The organism is Tenacibaculum sp. AHE14PA, from assembly GCF_019278465.1.
Classification (GTDB): Bacteria; Bacteroidota; Bacteroidia; order Flavobacteriales; family Flavobacteriaceae; genus Polaribacter; species Polaribacter bernardetii.
In genome coordinates this window covers 2,138,557-2,160,852 of record NZ_CP058983.1, presented here as the reverse complement: position 1 = coordinate 2,160,852, position 22,296 = coordinate 2,138,557, and the positions used below count along the sequence as shown (strand labels likewise).

The window sequence follows — 22,296 nt, the reverse complement described above, 5'->3', positions numbered from 1 at the left end:
TTGATGATAGCAAAAATAAGCTTAAAATTGTTCAAACAAAAGAAATTACTACATTCGCAGTTATGAAATACCTATTTTCCCCGCTTCGCTTAATTTGGCGCATTTGGTTTTACCTATTAATGATTACTTCGATAATTGTTATGTCTCCGTTTATATTGGTGCTGCTGTCTGATGAAAAATACTATGGCCCTTTTTGGAAACTAATGAGAGGATGGTCGTATTTTTTAATTTACGGAATGGGTTTCATATTAAAAATCGATAGAGAACAAGAGCTTGATCGTGAAAAAAGTTATGTATTCATTGCAAACCACGCTTCTTTATTAGATCCATGGATTATGATTGCATCTAGTAAAAATCCGATTTTGTTTGTAGGGAAAAAGGAATTGGTAAAATTACCAGTTTTCGGGTTCTTTTATAAAAAAGCTGTTGTTATGGTAGATAGAAAAGACCCAGAGAGTAGAAAAAAAGTGTATGCCCGTATAAAAAAGCGATTAGATAAAGGATTAAGTATTGCAATCTTCCCTGAAGGATTAGTACCAACAGAAGACGTAGTTTTAGCACCTTTTAATAACGGGGCCTTTAGTTTAGCTATACAATATCAAATGCCAATTGTACCACAATTATATTTTGATGCAAAGCGTTTTTTTTCTTGGGATTTCTTTAAAGGACGTCCAGGTGTTTTTAGAGCAAAACAATTAAAATTTTTAGAGACAAAGGGTTTAACAATGGAAGATAAAGATGCTTTAAAAAAACAATCTTTTGATTTGTTATATAATGAATTAGCGAATGATAAATCATATATGAAAGACACAAACCGACCAAACAATGAGCGAGAATTTAAATCACCGTTATAGTAATACTGAGGAAAAATTAAATGTGTTAACACATGGTTTTGGGCTATTACTATCTATCATCGTTTTACCTTTTTTAGTTTTAAAATCATTAACATATCAAGAGTTTTGGCAAACAATTAGTTTTGTTATTTACGGATTGAGTTTAATTATTTTATATGCAGCATCTACTTTTTACCACGCTGCTAAAAAACCTAAACTTCGTCGCAAACTTAATATTTTTGACCATGCTGCTATTTATGTTTTAATAGCCGGAAGTTATACGCCTTTTTGTTTAGTAGTTTTACCAGGACAAACAGGTTGGTATATGTTTATTTTTGTTTGGTTATTCGCACTTACGGGTGTTATATTAAAGTTGTTTTTTACTGGTAGGTTCGATAAACTATCAACGGCCTTGTATTTAATAATGGGATGGCAAGTTGTTTTTTTAATAAAACCGTTAATGAATAATTTGTCGTACGACGGATTATTTTATTTAATAGCTGGCGGTGTTTTTTACACAATTGGGGCAATCTTATATTCAATTAAAAAAGTGCCATACAACCACGCTATTTTTCATGTTTTTGTACTTTTGGGAAGTTTTAGTCATTTTTGGGCAATCTATAAATACATATAGTTTTTACCATTTAGAAAAAGGAATTTTACTTAAGTTTGAATTGTAATATTTAACAGTTCCGGTTACTTCTTTGCCTAGCCAATTTGGCTTAGAAAATTGTTCGGTTTCATTTTTTAACTCTATTTCGGCAACAACCAAGCCTTTATTTTCACCTAAAAAATCATCAACTTCATAAGTATGGTTGTTTTCCTTTACTAAATAGCGGTATTTTTCAATAATTCCTTCCTCGCATAAATTAAATAAATCTTGAGCTTCCTTTAAATCTATTTCTTTTTCCCATTCAAATCGGGTAGTTCCGCTTTTATTAGAAGCACCTTTAATGGTTAAAAAACCGGTATCATCTTTTATACGAACTCTTACTACGCGTTCTTTTTTAGAGTTTAAGAAACCTTGCTTGATGTAACTTTTTTTATAAGCTACTTGTTTGTACTGATCAGAAATTACCAAGAATTTTCGTTCTATTTCAAAAGTCATAAGAAGTTGAATCAAATTTGTACGAATGTATCATTTTTGTAGTTATTATTAAATATCTTTGATACTATTAATTATTTAAAACTTTAATTTAATGGCGTTAATTACAACAAAAGCAATTGTTATTAGTGCTATTAAGTACAGCGATACAAGTTTAATTGTTAAGTGTTTTACCTTAGAAGATGGTATTCGATCTTACATGATAAGAGGTGTATTAAAATCGAGAAAAGGAAAGTTGAAAAAAGCCTATTTTCAACCATTAACACAATTAATAATTGAGGCTAACCATAATAATAGAAACTCTTTAAACTCAATAAGGGAAGCTCAGGTAATTCATCCTTATGAGAGTATTTATACTTCGGTTGTAAAACAATCAATCGTTTTGTTTTTATCAGAAACACTTTCTACTATTATTAAAGAGGAAGAAAAAAATGAAGTACTATATGAATTTATCGAAACTAGCTTAATTTGGTTAGATACTCACGATGTTGTTGCTAATTTTCATTTACTGTTTTTGTTGAATTTATCGCGGTTTTTAGGATTTTATCCAGACGTTTCAGAATCAAACAAAATGACTTTTAATTTATTAGACGGAAGATTTACAGATGCGTCCTATGAAAAACTTGTTATTACAGGTAGTGAATTAATTCTTTTTAAAAGGCTGTTGGGCATAAATTTTGATAGCATAAATACAATTTCGTACAATAAAAACGAAAGGCAAATAATTCTCAGAATTATAGTTCGATATTTTGAATTACATTTGGAGGGTTTTAAAGAGCCAAGATCATTAAATATTTTAGAAACCGTGTTTAGTTAACAGATGAAGCAAGTTATTACCTTATTTTTTTTACTGACAATTACCGCTATTTTTTCGCAAAACCTTACTATAATTGACGCCGAAACTGGCAAGAGAATTGATGAAGTTGCGGTTTTTAATAAAAACAAAACAATATCATCAATTAGTACTATTGATGGTGTTGTAGATATTACGAAGTTTAATGATAACGAAATTCTTATTTTTTCACATGTATCTTATGCGAAATTTCAAGAAAAAAAAGCTGTTTTAAAACAAAATAATTACCAAGTTTTCTTATCAAAACAATCAGAGCAATTAGATGAGATAGTTGTTTCTGTATTTAAGAATAAAGAAAAAGCAAACCGTATTGCAGAGCAAATAGCAGTGGTTTCTTTAAAAGATATTCAAAAAGTATCGCCGCAAACATCAGCAGATTTATTAGCTACAATTCCCGGAATTAAAGTGCAGAAATCACAATTTGGTGGTGGAAGTCCTGTTTTAAGAGGAATGGAAAGTAACCGTGTTTTATTGGTTGTTGATGGAGTTAGAATGAACAATGCAATTTACAGAAAAGGACATTTACAAAGCTCTATAACTGTAAACCCTACTTTGTTAGATAGAACAGAAGTTGTTTTTGGGCCGTCGTCTGTTATTTATGGTTCTGATGCACTTGGTGGTGTAATTCATTATTACACAAAAACGCCAAAATTATCTGAAGAAAATAAAATTAAAGGAAGTAGTTTTTTACGTTACAGTTCGGTAAATAATGAAGTTACCAATTCGGTATCGGCAGAATTACAATTTAAAAATTGGGCATCGCTTACCAGTGTAACACATAGTAATTTTGGTGATTTAAAAATGGGTAAAAATCGTTCTCATGGTTTTGATGATTGGGGAAAAACGTTTTTTTATTCTGATAATTTAAATGGTAATTATGCTGAGAACCCAATAGCAAATGAAGATGTTAATTTGCAAAAAAATACAGGTTTTAGTCAGACTGATTTTTTGCAGAAATTTTTTATTCCGTTATCAAAAAAAACCGACTTAAAAGTAAATATCCAATACTCAACATCATCAGATGTACCAAGGTTTGATAAATTAAGTGAGCTTAAAGGTAGTGGTGATTTAAAGTTTGCAGAATGGCAATACGGTCCTCAAATCAGGTTGTTAGTTTCATCTCAATTAGAAATCAATCCAAATAAAAAATGGTTAAATAAAGGTACAATTACAACTGCTTATCAGAATATTGAAGAAAGTCGTATTCAAAGAAAATTCGGAAGTTTAGAAAGGTCTTACAGAGAAGAAAATGTAAATGTTTTTAGTGTAAATGGAGATTTTACAGTTCCGTTAGCTAAAAAACGTAATTTAGGGTATGGTTTTGAAGCAGCTTACAACGATGTTAAATCTAATTCTTACGGTAAAACGTTAAGAATTAATAATAACGAAATTGATGGTTTTGATGCAGATTTTGCAGTACAATCTCGTTATCCTGATGGAGGAAGTAGTTATTTTAGTTCGGCAATGTATTTAGATTATCGCCAAGATATTACGCCTAAATCAACCTTAAATACAGGTATTCGATTAACAAATACATTGCTAGATGCAAAGTGGATTGATGAAACATTTATACAATTACCAAGTAATGATATAAGCTTAAACAATACAGCGCTTACTGCTACTATTGGTTATGTGTTTAAACCTGTTAAAACATTGCAGTTGAATGCAGTATTATCATCAGGTTTTCGATCGCCAAATATTGATGACGTAGGTAAAGTAAGAGAAAAAAACGGAGATGTAACTGTGCCAAATATCACTTTAAAACCAGAACATGCTTACAATGTCGAAGTAGGTTTTCAAAAATATTTTAATAATCGAAAATTCAGAGTTGGTGCCAATGTATATTATACGTTGTTAAATAATTATATTTATCGTGAAAACTTTCAGTTAAACGGTAGTAATACTGTTTCTTACGATGGTGAAGACGGTAATATTGTAGCAAATGTAAATAAAGGTACTGCTTATATTACAGGTGCAACAGTTAGTTATCAAGGTAAAATATTTAATAATTGGAGTACATCGGGGTTTTTAACCTATACAAAAGGTAAGGCCTATGATACCAATTTACCAATGTCTTCAATTCCGCCATTATTTGGTCGTTTTGAATTAAATTATTCAAATAATAAGTTTGAAGGAGGCGCTAATTTTGTTTTTAACGCCAAAAAAGATATCGCTGATTATAATTTAGACGAAGGAATAGATAATCAACAACAAACACCAATTGTTAACTCGGCTGCTACCCAAGATATTAATAAGTATTATGGTACACCAAGTTGGATGACCGTTGGCTTATTTGCAAAGTATACAGTAAACGCTAACATAACAATACAAACACAGCTTACGAATTTGTTTGACGAACATTATAAAGAATTTGCAAGTGGTGTTTCTGCGCCGGGGCGCAATGTTTCAGTATCGTTACTAACCAATTTTTAAAATATACAAATGATAAATCTATTCAAAATTGTAAGTTTATTAGAAGGAGTTTCTTATTTACTATTAATGTTTTTAGGCATGCCTTATAAGTATTTAGAGGCTTTAGGAAACGATCCTTATTTTGTAAAACTTTTCGGAATGCCGCATGGTATTCTATTTGTTGCCTATATAATCATAGCAATTATGCTAAAATTCGAATTGAACTGGAACGGTAAAACATTCGGAATCGTTTGCTTATTATCAATTTTACCTTTCGGAACCTTCTTTGTAGGCAAGTATTTAAAGTAACCAATAATAATTACATAAAATAACACAAAAAAACCTGCAATTTTTAATTGCAGTTTTTTTTGTGTTATTTTATATTTAATAGTTTAAAAACAAACAAAAAAATTAAATATGTTTAATTTTTTGTTTTATTTAAAAAGAGCATTTTTTTTTTTTTTTGAGTTTTCCTTTAAAAATATAAATCATTAATAACGAGTAGTTAAGGTTATTTTATTTAACGTTTTTTTAACAAAAAATTAGGGTTAACCCTAATTCCAAATAGGGTTAACCCTTAAAACGTTAACATTTTTTAAATTACAAAGATTTAGTTTTGAGATGTAATAAAATAGTTGATCACTTTTTATTATTTGCTAGCTAGTAAAAAGAAGAAGGATGTTTATAAATTGCGCGCATTTTTCTTTTTAAATTTTTAACGTTAAATAATCTTATTTGTAAGAAAATAAGATAACAGGTAAGCTTCTTTTATATAAAGAAGCCGTAAAAATTAATTAACAAACTTAAATTTTTAAAAAATGAAAAAAGTAATTTTAATGGTAGCAATGGTATTTGCTACGAGTGGTTTAGTGAATGCGAATACAAGTAATGTAAACTTGAGTAATATTGATGTAGATTTTTTTGGTTGTTTCGAAGTTGCTGATATGGGGGTAAGAGTGAGTGAGGCTCTTGCATTAGCAGAAGGAAGAAGTCAAAGTTATGAGCAAAATCACGAAGTATGGTTAGCTTTTTATGATACATGTATGAGCGAATAAAATATTATTAAAAAGTAAAGAGGTGTTTTTTTAATACCTCTTTACTAAAAAAAGAAAATTATGAATATAAAACAATTAGTTTCTTATATCCTTTTATTATTAAGTGTAAATTTATTTGCTCAAAAGAAAATTACCAAAGGCGAAATAAATTATGAAGTAATGATGCAAATTGACGAAGGCAAATTAAGAGAGATGTCTGAAAAAAAGAATGAATCAAGCTACGCGAAAAGTCAGGTTGTTTCTATATTTAAAAATCAAAAGAAAAGTACATATGAATTGATTTTTAATAATTTTGAATCAATTTATAGAATAAAAAAGGAACTTAATATAAGTGAAGGTAAATTAAATTTAGTAAGAATATTAGCAGGGAAAGGTACGTTTTACACTAATAAAAAAGAAATGCTAATTGAAAATCAAAAAAATGCATTTGGCGAACTCTTCTTGATCGAATTGCCGAAGGGTGATTGGGTTTTAACAAATGAAGAAAAAAAAATAGGTAAATACAAGTGTTATAAGGCTATAACCGAAAGAAAAGGCGTAAATAAAAGAGGAGAATTTGTTAATAAAACAATTGCATGGTATACGCCTGAGTTACCTATTAATTTTGGACCTAAAGATTATTATGGATTACCTGGTCTAATATTAGAGTTAAAAGAAGGTAATGTAGTTTATCGAGCAACTAAAATAAGTATAATGTCAAAAGAAAAAATCAAAGTAGAAAAACCAACAAAAGGAAAAAAAATTACACTTAATAATTATAATAAGATGATAAAAGAATTAGTAGAGCAAAAGTATTAATTATTATTCCATTATTTATGAAAGCACTCTTAACTTTATTTATAGCTATCATTACACTACCATTATTTAGTCAAAAAAACAGTGGTGTTGTTTTGTATAAAATAGTTTCAAAAAAAGAAGCGAACTTAAAAAAAATAATTAAAAAAGGGAACTTAACTTCTTTTTTTGAAGGTAAGGCAGCGTTTGAATTAGTATTTAAAGGGGATAAATCACTCTATAAAAGAAAGGTTAACTTTAATAAAGAAGGCGAAAGAGAAAAAATTAATTTCTTTGAAATTTTTGGTGGTAGTGATGGTGTTTTTTTTAATGAAAAAGGTAAAACTATACAATCAGTTAATAAATACGATGAAGATTTTTTAATCACATATTTACCGAATAAATGGGAAATTACACAAGAGAGTAAAAAAATAGGTGGTTATACATGTTATAAAGCTGTATCAAATAAAAAAAGCAAAGTAGTATGGTTTACACCTAACATACCTTTAAGTTTTGGCCCGAAGGACCTTAACGGTTTGCCAGGTTTAATTTTAGAAGTAGAAATTGGAAAAATAAGTATTGTAGCATCTGAAATTGTATTTAAAGAAATTTCTGATAAGCAAATTAAAAAAACAACAAAAGGAGTGCCTATAACTGAAAAAGAATATTCAAAAAAAATAAAAGAAATAGCCAAGAATATTGGGTTTTAGATTTTAAATATCATAGAATGAAAAAATTTATTGTAACAATATTTTATTTAATTATAAGTGTTAACTTATTTTCACAAGAATTATTTAAATCAGGAGAAGTAGTTTATAGTGTTAAAATTAGTCCTGAGCAAAATCTAAACAATTCTCTAAATGTTAAAAGCATGTATTATAGTTTTCAAAAGAAAGCGAATCGATTTTCAGAAAAACTAAAGTATACGCTTAAATTTAACAAAAAGAGCTCTCTTTTTTACATGAATTCAGATTTAGGGATGGAAAGTGAAGATAATTTTAATAAACTAGCTCTTGTTTTAAATAAAGGAGATAATAGATATTTTGTAGATACAAGGAAAAGGCAAATGATAGAAGAGAAACCTTTTTTTGGAGAAGATTTCTTAGTTGTATCGGCAACTTCTGATTTAAATTGGAAGCTAGTTAATGAAAAGAAAAAAATTGGAAAATATATTTGTTATAAAGCCACTGTACAAAGAAAAAATAAAGGACCAAAAAACCAAGTAGACCCTTTTTCTACTTATACCGCTTGGTATTCTCCTGACATTTCGTTTAACTATGGACCGTTTGAATTTAATAGCTTACCTGGTTTAATTTTAGAACTTTCTATTAAAGAAAGAACATATACAGCTTCAGTAATTACAATGAAAAAAGAAACAATAAAAATAGATAAGCTTAATAAAGGAAAATTAGTCACTAAAAAAGAATTTGATGATATGGGTGAAAAAGCTTTTAAAAATAGGTAAGATTATTTATTAAAATTGTAAACTATGAAAAAACACATCCTATTATTTCTATGTATTGTATTCACAACAATACTTTCAGCACAAAACACTTTACAAGGTAAGGTGTTTTATAGGGTGTCATTAAAAGCATATAATGAACAATATGTTGATTCTATTTTTAAAAAAGAAAAAACAACAAAATTCGCAGAACAATATCTTATAAAAATGTTTAAGAATACTAAAGATGTTACCAGTGTTTTAAGGTTTTCTAAAAACGAATCGCTATATGAAGTTGAAAGCAAATTAAAAAATGAAGCTAATAAAAATTTAAACATGACTGCTATAATCGCTGGAGGTAACACGATATACTATACAAACAGTACTGAAAAAGATTATTATATGCAGCTAAATAGTGAAGAGCCTTTACGTGTAGATATACTGCCAATTAAATGGACAATAACTCAAGAAAGAAAAAAGATAGGTGATTACCTATGTTTTAAGGCGGTTGCAGTTAAAAAAGTAAGAGATGATAAACCACTTATAAAAATAGCAGCATGGTTTACACCAACGATACCAGTAAGCTTTGGCCCTATTGATTATTTTGGTTTGCCTGGGTTAGTTTTAGAGGTTTCTTATAACAGGATAAATATAAAAGCAGTAAAAATTGTTTTAAACCCTAAAGAGAAAATTGTTATAAAAAAACCAACCAAAGGAAAACGAATCACGAATACAGCGTATGAAGAAATGAGTAAAAACTTCTTTAAAAGATAAGAAAATAAAAATGCTAAAAAGAATTATATTTCCGTTACTAGTTTTTATTGCTGGTAGTTTTTGTAATGCGCAAACTGTTATTTTTAAAGGTACTGTAAAAGATAGTTTACAAAATCCATTATCGTACGCTAATATTATAGCAAAACCAAAAGATGTTACTAAAAACATGAGTTTTGCCATTACTGATGAGCAAGGTCGTTACCGTTTAGAGCTTACTAAAAATAATACATACACCATAAGTATAAGTTATTTGGGCTACGAAAAAGTTGATTTTGAGATAACACCAACAGAAAATAGTACCAAAAACTTTGTACTAAAAGAAGCTAAAAATCAGTTAGACGAAGTGGTTATTGAGCTCCCCGTAACGGTAAAGCAAGACACGATTATTTACAATACGGATAAGTTTGTAAATGGTAGCGAACGTAAGCTTAAAAATGTACTTAAAAAACTACCAGGTGTTGAGGTTGATAAAAACGGAGGTGTAACGGTACAAGGTAAAAAAGTAACCAAGTTGTTGGTAGATGGTAAAAAGTTTTTTGGCGGTGGTACTAAGTTAGGTGTTGAAAATATTCCTGCAGATGCGGTTGATAAAGTTGAGGTAATAGACAATTACAATGAAGTTGCTTTTTTAAAAAATGTATCAGATTCTGATGAAATGGCAATGAATATTAAATTAAAAGAAGACAAAAAACGTTTTCTTTTTGGTGATGTTGAAGCAGGTTCAAACGTTGGTTATGATTCTTTTTACAAAACCAATGCAAACTTGTTTTACTACTCACCCAAAACCAATGTAAATTTTATTAGTAACTTAAATAATATTGGCGAAAAAACCTTTACGTTTAAAGATTATATGAATTTTCAGGGTGGCGTTAATGCTGTTTTTAACGGTAATTTTAATTGGCGAGGTGGTGATTTCTCTCAGTTTTTAGAAAACAAGGATGTTTTGCAAAGTGTGCAGCGTTTTGGCGCTTTAAATATTACAAAAACGGTAGCCAGTAAGTTAGATATTTCTGGTTATGCTATTTTTTCTCATAACAATACCCAAAGTTTTAACGAAGCAACCAACCAATACACTACTTTTTTAGAAGAAAAAGAAAGTAAAACTACCTCAAAAAACATATTAGCCATTGGTAAGTTTAATATTGAGTATGCACCTAATAACAAAGAGCAATGGTATGTTAGAACACAGGTTAAAAAATCGGCTGTAGAAAGAGATAATTTAACCACTACTGCTATAAATACTCAACTAGATAACATCAATACAAATAAAGATAATGATATTTGGTATGTAAATCAGAATATAGAATGGCATAAAGATCAGTCTGAAAAGCATACGTTTTCAGCTACGGCAAATTATACCTTCGATAAAAATAATCCAACTACTTTCTGGAATGCTTCACAATCGTTTTTAGATAGGATTAAACCAATTATTCAGCCTTTAAATACCAATCAAGCTTCTTTAAGAATTAACCAGTTAAATGAAAACGAAAAGCATCATTTGTACACCGTTTTTAAAGATTTTTGGGTTATTAATAATGATAATCATATTTATACAACGATAGGAAATACACATCAACAAGAAAAATTTATCAGTAACGATTTTCAATTGTTAGATGATGCTACCGAAAACGATTTTTCATCAAACGGATTTAACAATACTACGGTTTTAAAGCACAACGACTTTTTTGCGGGTGTGCATTATAAATTCAGAACTGGAATATTTACTTTTAAGCAAGGTGCGTATGCGCACAATTATAATTGGCGTGTAAATCAATCAACTTCAATTAAAAAAGATAAATGGGTAGTTTTACCAGATTTTCTAGTGAAAATTGAATTTAACAAGTCAAAAAAAATTCAGCTGAATTATAATTTAAAAACCAATTTCTCTAACGCTTCTAAATTGGCAAGCCGCTTTTATTTACAATCCTATAACTCGGTTTTTAAAGGAAATCCTAATTTGGAGAATGAGTTGTATCATTCAGCACGTATTCGTTATAGTCGTTTTAGTTTGTATCGCGGTTTAATGTTGTTTGCAAACGCAAATTACACGAAAAAAGTAAAAGGATTTAGAAGTGCCGTAAATTTTGATGGTGTAAATCGTTTTTTAACCATTGATATGTTAGATAATCCGAATGAAAGTTGGGGAGTTAGAAGTTCGTTACGTAAGAAAATTAAAAACATCAGATACAACATAGAAGGTAATTATAAGGCTTCTAATTTTAAACAAAGCATCAATAATAGTTTTGTAACCAATAAAAGCAACGATTACGGTTTTGATGTTGGTATAGAAACCTTGTTTGATAAATTCCCAACAATAGAAGCTGGTTTTAGAAGAAGTATTGGTAAATACACGTCTAGTAATTCAACATCTAAATTTACAACCAACGAGCCGTATGTAAATATCGATTATGATTTTTTAGACGGATTTGTTTTTAATTTTGATTATACACATTATAATTATCAAAATAAAGCACAAAATATAGACACGGAATATAATGTTGCCAATGCAGTTTTATCGTATCAAAAAGAAGATAGTCCTTGGATGTTTAAATTAACGACTCAGAATTTATTTGATACTACTTTTAAACAAAGTAATAGCTTTTCAGATTATTTAATTGCTGATACTAAAACCTATGTAATGCCAAGAGTACTATTGTTTAGTATTGGTTATAAGTTATAAGGGTTTACATTTGTCATTACGAGAAAAATTCCTGTTGTTAAAGTTACAGATTGCTTCACTCCACTGCGTTTCGTTCGCAATGACAATTATTACGTCATTACGAGGAGGCACTACGAAGTAATCTCTTGCTATTTTATGGATTACTTCACTCCACTGCGTTTCGTTCGCAATGACAATTATTACGTCATTACGAGGAGGCACGACGAAGTAATCTCTTTGTTAAGAATTGCTATTTAGTAGATTACTTCACCCCAATGTGTTTCTTTCGTAATGACAATTATTACGTCATTACGAGAAGGCACGACGAAGTAATCTCTTTGTTAAGAATTGCTATTTAGTAGATTACTTCACCCCAATGTGTTTCTTTCGTAATGACAATTATTACGTCATTACGAGAAGGCACGACGAAATAATCTCTTTGTTAAGAATTGCTATTTTGTAGATTACTTTACTCCACTGCGTTTCGTTCGCAATGACAATTATTACGTCATTACGAGGAGGAACGAAGAAGTAATCTGGATTACTTCACCCCACTGTGTTTCGTTCGCAATGACAATTATTACGTCATTACGAGAAGCCACGACGAAATAATCTCTTTGTTAAGAATTGCTATTTTGTAGATTACTTTACTCCACTGCGTTTCGTTCGTAATGACAATTATTACGTCATTACGAGAAGGCACGACGAAGTAATCTCTTTGTTAAGAATTGCTGTTTTGTAGATTACTTCACTCCACTGCGTTTCGTTCGCAATGACGAAACAGGAGAACATATGTCATTACGAGGAAGAATGACGAAGTAATCTCTTTGTTAAGAATTGCTATTTTATGGATTACTTTACTCCACTGCGTTTCGTTCGCAATGACAATTATTACGTCATTACGAGGAGGCACGACGAAGTAATCTCTTTGTTAAGAATTGCTGTTTTGTAGATTACTTCACTCCACTGCGTTTCGTTCGCAATGACGAAACAGGAGAACATATGTCATTACGAGGAAGAATGACGAAGTAATCTCTTTGTTAAGAATTGCTATTTTGTAGATTACTTCACTCCACTGTGTTTCGTTCGCAATGACAATTATTACGTCATTACGAGAAGGCACGACGAAGTAATCTCTTTACCCGCCACTAACAGGCGGTATAATAGCAATAATATCGTTTTCTTTAATAATTGTTTCATCAGTTGCATAACTTTCGTTAATGGCAATGGCATATGAGCTCATTTGTTTTAACTCTGGATATTTTTTTGTAAGTAACTCTTTAAAAGAAGTAACATTACAGCTAATAGGAAGTTCTATTGTTAAAGAAGAACTTCCTATTAAATCTGTAGCAATACCAAAAAGTAATACGTTTATCTTCATAAAGTAAAATTACAATTTAAATCCGAATAGCACTCTGTTTTCATTCTTTCCGTTAAAGTTAGATCGAGCAAAATCTACACGTAAAAAACGCCATTTTCCAACACCAACATTATCTAATCCAACTGAATATTCAGAGTAAGGTTTGTTGCCTGCTGTAAACAATGCTTTAGCACCGGTTACCAAGTGAAAATTTAATTTATTTATTAACGGAACTTTACTAAGCAAGGCGCCTTTAAAATTATATTCTCCATGCAACTCACCGTATTTATCATTCGTGCTTAACTGATAATAAGGCAACATGTAAAAGTTGTTTAAATAATTGTCATTAGGAGCAATTAACAAGCGATTTCCGTTAAAATGGGCATAGTCTATAAACTCAATATCTTTTTTCTCTAAAAAAATGCCTCCTTTGGCCTTGTATTTAAAATTCCCCCAATTACCTAAAGATATATTTTGAGTTATTTGTGAGTACACTACATCAGAATTCCATTCGGCATTATCAGCGCCAAATTTTTTATTATAACCGATAAATAAAGACGGATACTTATTACTACTTACATTATATTTTCCATCAGGATAAGACACGTATTTTTGATCAAAATTAATAGTAGTTCCTAAATTAAACGACCATATTTTATTAGGTGTAAATCCCATGTTGAAATTAGTAGGCTCTTGCGGATTATTTGATGTATAATTAGCATCGCTTTTCGGAAACATTACATAATCTGTAGTGTTAAATAATGGTTTTCTATCTGCGTATTCTAAAGATGAAGACATGCGAATACCATTAATTACCTCTCTTGAAAAAGATACTTTAGCAAATGATTTCTCATATATTTTTAAGTAATTTCTTTCAAATAAAACAGAGCTAATGGTATTCCATAATTTTGAAATAGGTTGTTTTGCATTAAATTGAGCGGTTGTAACACCTCCTGAAAGTGTTAAAATTGGTTTGGTTGTATTATTCCATTTGTAAGAAAAGTAACCAGTTGGTCTCAGTTTTTTGTCTGAGAGTCCGTAGTTTAATTTACCACCAATATTAAACCTCTCTCCTTTTTCATTTATAGATTTATAATAATTTAATCCAACTGAAGAGTTCCAGCCTTGTACGGTATTAAAGTTTAAGTCGAAAATAGGAGATGACAAACTTAGTCCCCACTTATTATAAGTGTCGTTATAAGAATAGCCGGTTATAACATCTAAAAGGTTAAATTTATTTTGTTTGGTATCTATAGAATCTAAATATTTTTTAGACTTTCGTATCGTTTTAATACTGTCTTTTAATTTGTAGTCAGAAACTTCTTCATTGGTTAAAGCAACAGGACGAATTTTGGTCCAATACAAACTGTCTTTTTCAGTTGCATTTTCAGCAAAAGACAAAATTTCGTTACCAAATGATTTTTTGGTGTAGTTAGGTGTAAAATTATAATTTGAATACGCTGCCGAAAAGCGACCATTAAAATTAAAGCCAAACATACCTGCTTTAAAATCGATTGTTTGCGTAACTGGTACCCAGGCGTTGTTTTTAAGTGAGTAATTAAAGTTTTGTTTAATCTTTAAAGAATCTATCATTGGCATGCTTATTTGTGCACCTGTAGCTACAACATCGGCACCGTAAATAGCCCAATCATCTTCTACAATATAAATAAAACCGCTAAAAACACGATCGTTTTTTCTCTTTGGTAGTAGTTTTATTTTACTAATTAATTTATTATTTTTATCATAAAGCGTTCCTACTAATTTATAGTTGTAATAACCAAAAGCACCGTTAGAAACAGGTGAAATCATTTCTGCATCGGCTAATTTAAAAGAGTTTTCATAAAAATTGAAATTTACTTCTTTAGCTTGGTTAAAGCTAATTCCGTTATCGCTACCCGAAACTTTTGAAGCAACGATACGCTCTTTAAAATTGGCTGGTTTTTTTTGAAAAGAAATTTTAGAAATTGTTTCAGAAAGATATACAATTCCACTTCTTGTAGAATCTAAACCGCCGCCCATATCGCCAATTTCTTGCCCCAAAAATTTTTTAGGTAAATCCTTTACTTTAAATAATCCCCGAGAGTAAAAATCGGCTTTATATTCAGAAAATTTATCGGTGTTTTTATTTTTATTAGCAATTACATTTCTAATAATTTTATCAGCAGGGTTTTCATTCGAAGAAATTAAAATTTCATCTAACGCAACTTCTTCTTCAGAAAGAACAATGTTTAAAACAAAAGGAAAAGAAGAAACAGTAATTTTTTTCTTCACTGTTTTAAATCCTAAAATTTGATAAATAAGCGTGTGTTCTCCTTTTTTTGTTATGGCTAATTCATAATCTCCATTATCGTTTGTAGTAGTTCCTGTAATAGAGTTTTCTAAATATACGCTAACAAAAGATAAGGGTTTGTTGTTTGTGTCGGTTACGCTCCCTTTAACTTGAGAAAAAGAAATTGAGGTAATAAATAGAAGAAATAGTGTGTAGTTTTTTTTCATAGTTGGTTTTGTTGAAATAAAAAAACAAACATAGCCGAAGTAATTTTTCGACTATGTTTAAAAGCTGTTAAATAATTTACAATGAATTCTTAAAATATAAGACTTGTAAATTCACTAAAAGGTTGCCTGAGAATTAATTCCCTCCTTTTTTCTTCTTGCCAAATAAACCACCTAAAACATCTTTTACTTTCTTTTTGGTGTCTTCAGTTTTAGTTGAATCTTTCTTTTTATCACCCAATAATTTACCAAGTGTATTTTTTACTAGTTTGTCTTTTTGCTGTTCTATTAATTTTTGACTCAACTTTGTAACAGAAGAAGATAAATCCGTTTTTACAGATGGATTAGACATACTACCTGTAATATTTGCGGTAATGGGTACGGTAACATTTTGATCTTTTTCGTTTAATTTAGATAATAATCCTTCTACTTTACTACCCAAGTATTTTGCAGGCACATCTAAAGTTAAATTATAGTTCATGTTTTGATTGAAACTATGATTACCACCAATGTTAATACCAATGTCTTTATATTTTAGTTTAAATGGTTTTACTGATACTTGACCGTTATCGAAAGATAAGTTTGCTTTTATATCAGATAAATCTAATTTATCTAAATCAATAAATGATAGTTTTTCACTTAATAAGCTTAAAGCTTTGGTCTTTTTAGGATTTATTTTCGTGGTTAATAATTCCGCTAGTGCTTTACCAGTTAAAGAGGTTAAATTTGGTGTAAAATCGTTGTTTAAATTACCAGATAAATTAATGTCAGAATTTAATTTACCGCTCATTGCAGCAGCAATCGGACTGATTGATTTTAGTAAGTCTAAGCCATTAAAAGATTCAGAAATATCAAACGATTTTATACCTAAATCCATATTAAAAGAAGGCGTTTTTTGTTGTGTATTTACTTCACCGTTTAAAGCAATAGTACCTTTAAATATGTTAACATTTACATTTTGTAAAGTCGCTTTTTCGTCCTTTATCAATAATGTACCTTTTACGTTTTTTAAAGCTAAATTGTCGTAATAAACAGTTTTTGCATCCGCTATAATTTTACAATCTAAAAAAGCAGGAATATTTAAAGATTCTGTAGGTTTTTCTGTTTTATTCGTCTCTTTTTTATCTGTAGTAGTAGTTTCTTGCATGAAATCACTCATGTATAAAGAGTTTGAATTTACATTAAAAGTTCCCTGTAATTTTTTACCTGAAAGCAAAAAACCTAATAAGTTTTTAATTTCTCCTGTTGCATTTAAATCACTTTTACCTGTAGTAGCCTCAAACTCGCTTAAGGTAATTGTTGTTGGTTTAAAGTTTATTTTGGTGCTTTTTATTTTAAGCGGATTGGCAATGTCATCCGAAGAAAAAACAAAGTTGTTTACTGTTATTTCACCATTATTTTTAATACGACTTAAGGTACCGTTTTTAATTGCGTTTAAGTCGAAATCAGTAGTTAAGTTGGCTTTTAAAATACCACTTAACTCACTTTTTAAATCAACCGGATAGGCTTTGTTTATGTTGGCTAAATTTAAGGTTCCTTTTAATTTTGCGCTTATGGTTGGGTTGTTAACAATATTAGCAACACTTCCGCTACCAGAAAAAGTATCTTCATCAATTTTAAAAGATAAGCCGTTAATAACTACAAAAGTTTTATCTAGGTAACCTGTGGTGTTTTTTAATTGAGCATCGATATTAATATTACGAACACTTTTTGGTAAATCAGGGTATTTAAAAGAAGCGTTTTTAGATTTTAGATTGATATCTAATAGCGGAATTGTGTTGTTAGTAACTAAACCTTTAACGGTTCCTGAAAGGCTAAATTCACCAGATGTTTGTACGTTTTCAATACTCTTGGTATAAGCTTCGGGTATTAAACCTAAAAAGTTTTTAAAGTCTGATGACGGAGTTTTAAAGCTAATGTCAACATCTTGGTTATTGTCGTTTATTTGAACATATCCATTAAAAATTAAAGGTAAATTATTAAGTTTAGCTTCGTTTTTTAGAAACGAAAACTTCATGTTTACTAAATCCATTCCTAAGATGGCATCTAATTCGATCTTCTGATTTTTTACATAAGAAGCACTATCCATTTCAAAAGAAACCAATGTAGCTGTTTTGGTATTTAATTCAGAATTAGTTTGAGAGAAATCTCCGCTACCACTATGATTAAAGTCAGACAAAGTAAGGTTCATTTTACCTTTTTTATCAATATACTTTATTGTAGCGTTATTTATTTCATAAGAATTTATAGAAAGGCCAAAGTCCGATACTGGTACACTTGTGCTATCAACTTTTACATCAGACGGTTTTGTAATGTCGTAATTGGCAATACCAATTTCGTTAACTAAAACATTTACTTTAGAGTCATTAATAGAAAAAGATTGGATGTTTAATTGTTCTGATGCGTTTTTAAGTAATTCAGTAAGTCTTAATTCTAAATTAATTTCTTTAGAAAACAATAACGTATCGCCTTTAAAAGGTTTACCATTAATAATAGAAACATTAGAAAGTTGCAAAGAGGCATTCGGAAAATCTCTTAATAAACTTAGGTTAGCATCTGTAAAATCTAACTGAGCCGTAATGTTATTATTTACAGTTTTCTTTACCAGATTAATAATTTTTCCTTGAAATAAAAACGGAGCTAAAATTAGCAAGGCGAATAATGTTATTATTATGGTTAAGAGTATTTTATATATTTTTTTCATAACTAAAAATTAACTTTAAAATGTAATTAACAAATTTCTGTAAATATTTAGAATAATAAGAAGATTAAAATATAAAGTTTTAGTTAAAAATCACATTAGGATTCATAACAACTTAAAAAAGGCAAATACTTTTAAGAATTTGCCTTTTTTAAGTTGTTATTTAGGATCTGTGTCGCCAAAGAAAAACCAGTTAAGGCCTTTTTTTATTTTACTCTTTTCTTTAACTTCGGTTTGTGTTTCGGAAACTTTCAAAGATTCTTCTTTAAATAAATCAACTACATATTCGTTATAACTTTTACCAACCTCTTCCTTTAAAAAACCTTCAAAGTATAATTCGCTAATTTTTTCTCCTTTTAATTTTTCAATTTCTAAAAGAGTTTTATAAAGTGGTTCAATTTTATCAATAACACTTTTAGGTATAGCTTTTCTTCGTCCAGTGTAACCGATAGGCTCCCCTTTTTCATTTTTATCAATTGTAAAATCAGTAATTACCCAATAGTATTTACCAGTTTTAGTTAGGTTTTTTACAATAGCGTGGTAATTTTCCCCTTTTTTTAAAGCTTCCCATAAGGCTTTAAAAGCAACCTTTGGCATATCTGGGTGTCTAATAATATTATGAGGCTCTCCCATTAATTCTATAGCAGTGTATTCGCTGGCTAAAACAAAGGCTTTGTTAGCGTAAAGAATTGTGCCAAATAAATCTGTTTTGCTAACAATTGTTTGAGATTTGTCCCATTTTATTTCTTCATTAATTATTTGAATAGGTGGTGTTTTCATGATTTGATTTAAAATTAAAATGTACGCAAATTTATACGGTCTGCTGATTATAAAACATGACTAAAATCATGTTTTAGGTTTTTCACTAAGTAACAAAAACGTATATTTGTAAGTTCAAACAAATAAAACTAATCTATGAGTGATTCTAGAAAAAGGCGAGAAGCTTTGTTATACCATGCAAAGCCAAAACCAGGAAAAATAGCAGTAGTACCAACTAAAAAATATGCTACACAGCACGATTTGTCGTTAGCATACTCTCCTGGAGTTGCAGAGCCTTGTTTAGAAATTGCTAAAGATAAAGACAATGTTTATAAATATACCGCTAAAGGTAATTTAGTAGCTGTTATTACTAACGGAACTGCTGTTTTAGGTCTAGGAGATATAGGTCCTGAAGCATCAAAACCAGTAATGGAAGGGAAAGGTTTGTTGTTTAAAATTTTTGCTGATATTGATGTTTTTGATATTGAAGTAGATGCTACAGATGTTGATAAATTTGTAGAAACAGTAAAGGCCATTGCTCCAACTTTTGGTGGAATAAACCTAGAAGATATAAAAGCTCCTGAAGCTTTTGAGATAGAAAGAAGATTAAAGGAGGAATTAGATATTCCTGTAATGCACGACGATCAGCACGGAACAGCAATTATTTCTGCAGCAGCCTTAAAAAATGCGATAGAAATTATTGATAAAAAAATATCGGAGATTAAAATCGTAGTAAACGGAGCTGGAGCGGCTGCAATTTCATGTACAAGGTTGTACTTAGCACTTGGTGCTAAAAGAGAAAATGTAGTAATGTGCGATAGTAAAGGCGTTATTAGAAGAGATAGAGGTAATTTAACGTCACAAAAAGAAGAATTTGCAACTGATAAAGACATTAATACTTTAGAGGAGGCAATGCATAATGCAGATGTTTTTATAGGATTATCAAAAGGAAATGTAGTAACGCCAGAGATGTTATTATCGATGGCAAAAGACCCTGTTGTTTTTGCAATGGCAAATCCAGATCCTGAGATAGAATACCAATTAGCGGTAGATACTCGTGATGATATTATTATGGCAACGGGTAGATCGGATAATCCTAATCAAGTTAATAATGTACTTGGATTTCCATTTATTTTTAGAGGGGCTTTAGATGTTAGGGCAACTAAAATTAATGAAGAAATGAAAATGGCAGCTGTACATGCTTTAGCTGATTTGGCTAAAAAAACAGTGCCAGAACAAGTAAATATAGTGTATGATGAAGTGAGTCTTTCATTCGGAAAAGAATACATTATACCTAAACCATTTGATCCGAGATTAATTTATGAAATTCCACCAGCTATTGCAAAAGCAGCAATGGAGTCGGGCGTAGCGCAAGAACCAATTACAGATTGGGATGCATACCGTGAAGAATTAATGGATAGATCTGGAACGGGAAGTAAAGAGATAAGATTATTACATAACAGAGCAAAAAAAGCCCCTAAACGAGTAGTTTTTGCAGAGGCAGATCATCTAGATGTGTTAAAAGCAGCACAGCGTGTTTATGATGAGAAAATAGCGATACCTATTTTATTAGGTAGAAAGGATATTATTCTTGAATTAAAAGAAGAATTAGGATTCGACGCAGATGTTGTTATTATTGATCCTAAAACGGATGAAGAAACAGATCGAAGAAACAGATATGCAGAAGCTTTTTGGAAAACAAGACAGCGTAAAGGTATTTCTTTTTTAGAGGCTCAAAAATGGATGCGTGAGCGTAATTATTTTGCAGCAATGATGGTGAATACTGGTGAAGCAGATGCTTTAATTACAGGATATTCAAGGTCATATCCATCGGTTGTAAAACCAATGTTAGAGTTAATAGAGAAAGAAAAAGGTGTTACTAGAGTGGCAGCAACAAATATGATGCTAACCAAACAAGGACCAATGTTTTTAGCGGATACAACGATTAACATTAATCCAACAGCTAAAGAATTAGCAAAAATTAGTCAATTAACATCTGGCTTAGCAAAAATGTTTGGAATGAAGCCACATATTGCCATGCTAGGTTTTTCTAACTTTGGGTCATCAAAAGCCGAAAGTTCAGTAAAAATAAGAGAAGCAGTATCGTATATACATCGTTACCATCCTAATGTAATTGTTGATGGTGAGTTACAAGCAGATTTTGCCTTAAACCCTGAGTTATTAGCAAAAGAATTCCCTTTTTCTAAATTAAATGGTAAAAGAGCAAATATTTTAATATTCCCGAATTTAGAGTCGGCTAACATAACGTATAAATTAATGAAGCAGGTTGATGGAGTTGAATCTATCGGACCTATTTTATTAGGTATGAGTAAGCCTGTTCACATCTTGCAATTAGGTGCAAGTGTTGATGAAATGGTGAATATGGCTGCAGTAGCTGTTGTAGATGCACAAAACAAAGAGTTAAAAAATAAAAGCTAAGACTTTTAAAACTAAATAATTTGCCTATTTTAGGCAAATCGAAATTAGATAGAATGATAACACAAATTAGGGGGAAACTTGTGGAGAAAAATCCTACGTATGCAGTAATAGACTGTAATGGAGTAGGCTACTTATTGCATATTTCTTTAAACACTTATTCGTCGTTACCTAATGATGAAAATGTGTTGTTGTATACACATTTATCTATTCGTGAAGACGCACATACATTGTATGGGTTTTTTAATAAAGTTGAAAGAGAAATTTTTAGATTACTCACGTCAGTTTCAGGTGTAGGTCCGAGTATTGCAAGAACAATGTTGTCGTCAATGACGTCTGAAGAAATACAACAAGCTATTGCTTCAGAAAATGTAAAAACAATACAGTCTGTTAAGGGTATTGGAGTAAAAACAGCACAGCGTGTTATTGTAGATCTGAAAGATAAAATTCTAAAAATCTTTGATTTAGATGAAGTTTCAATTGCTCAAAACAATACAAATAAAGAAGAAGCGTTATCTGCACTAGAAGTTCTTGGTTTTGTAAGAAAGCAAGCAGATAAAGTTATAGGGAATATATTAAAAGAAACACCTGATGCTAGTGTTGAGGCATTGATAAAACAGGCGTTAAAAAATTTATAAAAC

The 22,296-nt window shown here is 30.1% G+C and carries 18 protein-coding genes; 13 read left to right on the top strand and 5 right to left on the bottom strand.

The annotated features are described in order from the left end of the window. Positions 1 to 140: 140 nt before the first annotated feature. Positions 141 to 854 (top strand): 1-acyl-sn-glycerol-3-phosphate acyltransferase, encoded by a 714-nt coding sequence (locus H0I30_RS09950; RefSeq protein WP_218771710.1) that lies wholly within the window; start codon positions 141 to 143, stop codon positions 852 to 854. Then, the gene (locus H0I30_RS09945; protein ID WP_218771709.1) at positions 826 to 1,467 is read left to right on the top strand and encodes a hemolysin III family protein; all 642 of its coding nucleotides are present in this window, start codon (positions 826 to 828) and stop codon (positions 1,465 to 1,467) included. The genes H0I30_RS09950 and H0I30_RS09945 overlap by 29 nt, the downstream gene beginning before the upstream one ends. 3 nt (positions 1,468 to 1,470) lie before the next feature. Here the strand turns inward: H0I30_RS09945 and H0I30_RS09940 are convergent, their stop codons facing one another. Next, positions 1,471 to 1,941 (bottom strand): CYTH domain-containing protein, encoded by a 471-nt coding sequence (locus H0I30_RS09940; protein WP_218771708.1) that lies wholly within the window; start codon positions 1,939 to 1,941, stop codon positions 1,471 to 1,473. Between the two features lie 91 nt (positions 1,942 to 2,032). Between H0I30_RS09940 and recO the strand changes: the two genes are divergently transcribed. From recO to H0I30_RS09895, 9 genes are all read left to right on the top strand, one after another. Beyond that, complete coding sequence (gene recO, locus H0I30_RS09935) at positions 2,033 to 2,755, top strand: DNA repair protein RecO (protein ID WP_218771707.1); 723 nt, start codon at positions 2,033 to 2,035, stop codon at positions 2,753 to 2,755. A gap of 3 nt (positions 2,756 to 2,758) precedes the next feature. Beyond that, positions 2,759 to 5,224, top strand: a complete 2,466-nt coding sequence (locus tag H0I30_RS09930; protein WP_218771706.1) for a TonB-dependent receptor domain-containing protein — start codon at positions 2,759 to 2,761, stop codon at positions 5,222 to 5,224. 9 nt (positions 5,225 to 5,233) lie between these two features. After that, complete coding sequence (locus tag H0I30_RS09925) at positions 5,234 to 5,512, top strand: DUF3817 domain-containing protein (protein WP_218771705.1); 279 nt, start codon at positions 5,234 to 5,236, stop codon at positions 5,510 to 5,512. Positions 5,513 to 6,021: 509 nt separating this feature from the next. Then, positions 6,022 to 6,258 (top strand): hypothetical protein, encoded by a 237-nt coding sequence (locus H0I30_RS09920; RefSeq protein WP_218773534.1) that lies wholly within the window; start codon positions 6,022 to 6,024, stop codon positions 6,256 to 6,258. Positions 6,259 to 6,318: 60 nt separating this feature from the next. Continuing rightward, positions 6,319 to 7,056, top strand: a complete 738-nt coding sequence (locus H0I30_RS09915) for a GLPGLI family protein (RefSeq protein ID WP_218771704.1) — start codon at positions 6,319 to 6,321, stop codon at positions 7,054 to 7,056. Positions 7,057 to 7,073: 17 nt separating this feature from the next. Then, positions 7,074 to 7,742: a GLPGLI family protein gene (locus H0I30_RS09910; protein WP_218771703.1), complete on the top strand. Its 669-nt coding sequence runs from the start codon at positions 7,074 to 7,076 to the stop codon at positions 7,740 to 7,742. A gap of 17 nt (positions 7,743 to 7,759) precedes the next feature. Further along, the gene (locus tag H0I30_RS09905) at positions 7,760 to 8,497 is read left to right on the top strand and encodes a GLPGLI family protein (RefSeq protein WP_218771702.1); all 738 of its coding nucleotides are present in this window, start codon (positions 7,760 to 7,762) and stop codon (positions 8,495 to 8,497) included. A gap of 24 nt (positions 8,498 to 8,521) precedes the next feature. Continuing rightward, positions 8,522 to 9,247 carry a GLPGLI family protein gene (locus H0I30_RS09900; protein WP_218771701.1) on the top strand — a complete coding sequence of 242 codons (726 nt, stop codon included), beginning with the start codon at positions 8,522 to 8,524 and terminating at the stop codon, positions 9,245 to 9,247. Between the two features lie 10 nt (positions 9,248 to 9,257). Then, the gene (locus H0I30_RS09895) at positions 9,258 to 11,927 is read left to right on the top strand and encodes a TonB-dependent receptor (protein WP_218771700.1); all 2,670 of its coding nucleotides are present in this window, start codon (positions 9,258 to 9,260) and stop codon (positions 11,925 to 11,927) included. 1,117 nt (positions 11,928 to 13,044) lie between these two features. Here H0I30_RS09895 and moaD read toward each other — a convergent pair. The 4 genes from moaD to H0I30_RS09875 form a co-directional block, all read right to left on the bottom strand. After that, positions 13,045 to 13,287: a molybdopterin converting factor subunit 1 gene (gene moaD / locus H0I30_RS09890; RefSeq protein ID WP_218771699.1), complete on the bottom strand. Its 243-nt coding sequence runs from the start codon at positions 13,285 to 13,287 to the stop codon at positions 13,045 to 13,047. 9 nt (positions 13,288 to 13,296) lie between these two features. Next, positions 13,297 to 15,762, bottom strand: a complete 2,466-nt coding sequence (locus tag H0I30_RS09885; RefSeq protein ID WP_218771698.1) for a DUF5686 and carboxypeptidase regulatory-like domain-containing protein — start codon at positions 15,760 to 15,762, stop codon at positions 13,297 to 13,299. Positions 15,763 to 15,895: 133 nt separating this feature from the next. Continuing rightward, entirely contained in the window at positions 15,896 to 18,463 is a 2,568-nt protein-coding gene (locus tag H0I30_RS09880) for an AsmA family protein (protein WP_218771697.1), read from the bottom strand. 156 nt (positions 18,464 to 18,619) lie between these two features. Next, a complete protein-coding gene (locus tag H0I30_RS09875; RefSeq protein ID WP_218771696.1) occupies positions 18,620 to 19,240 on the bottom strand; it encodes a PAS domain-containing protein in 621 nt (206 codons plus the stop codon). 135 nt (positions 19,241 to 19,375) lie between these two features. On the opposite strand from H0I30_RS09875, the gene H0I30_RS09870 reads away from it, so the two are divergent. Further along, a complete protein-coding gene (locus H0I30_RS09870) occupies positions 19,376 to 21,658 on the top strand; it encodes an NADP-dependent malic enzyme (protein ID WP_218771695.1) in 2,283 nt (760 codons plus the stop codon). Positions 21,659 to 21,711: 53 nt separating this feature from the next. Next, a complete protein-coding gene (ruvA, locus tag H0I30_RS09865) occupies positions 21,712 to 22,293 on the top strand; it encodes a Holliday junction branch migration protein RuvA (protein WP_218771694.1) in 582 nt (193 codons plus the stop codon). Positions 22,294 to 22,296: the final 3 nt, after the last annotated feature.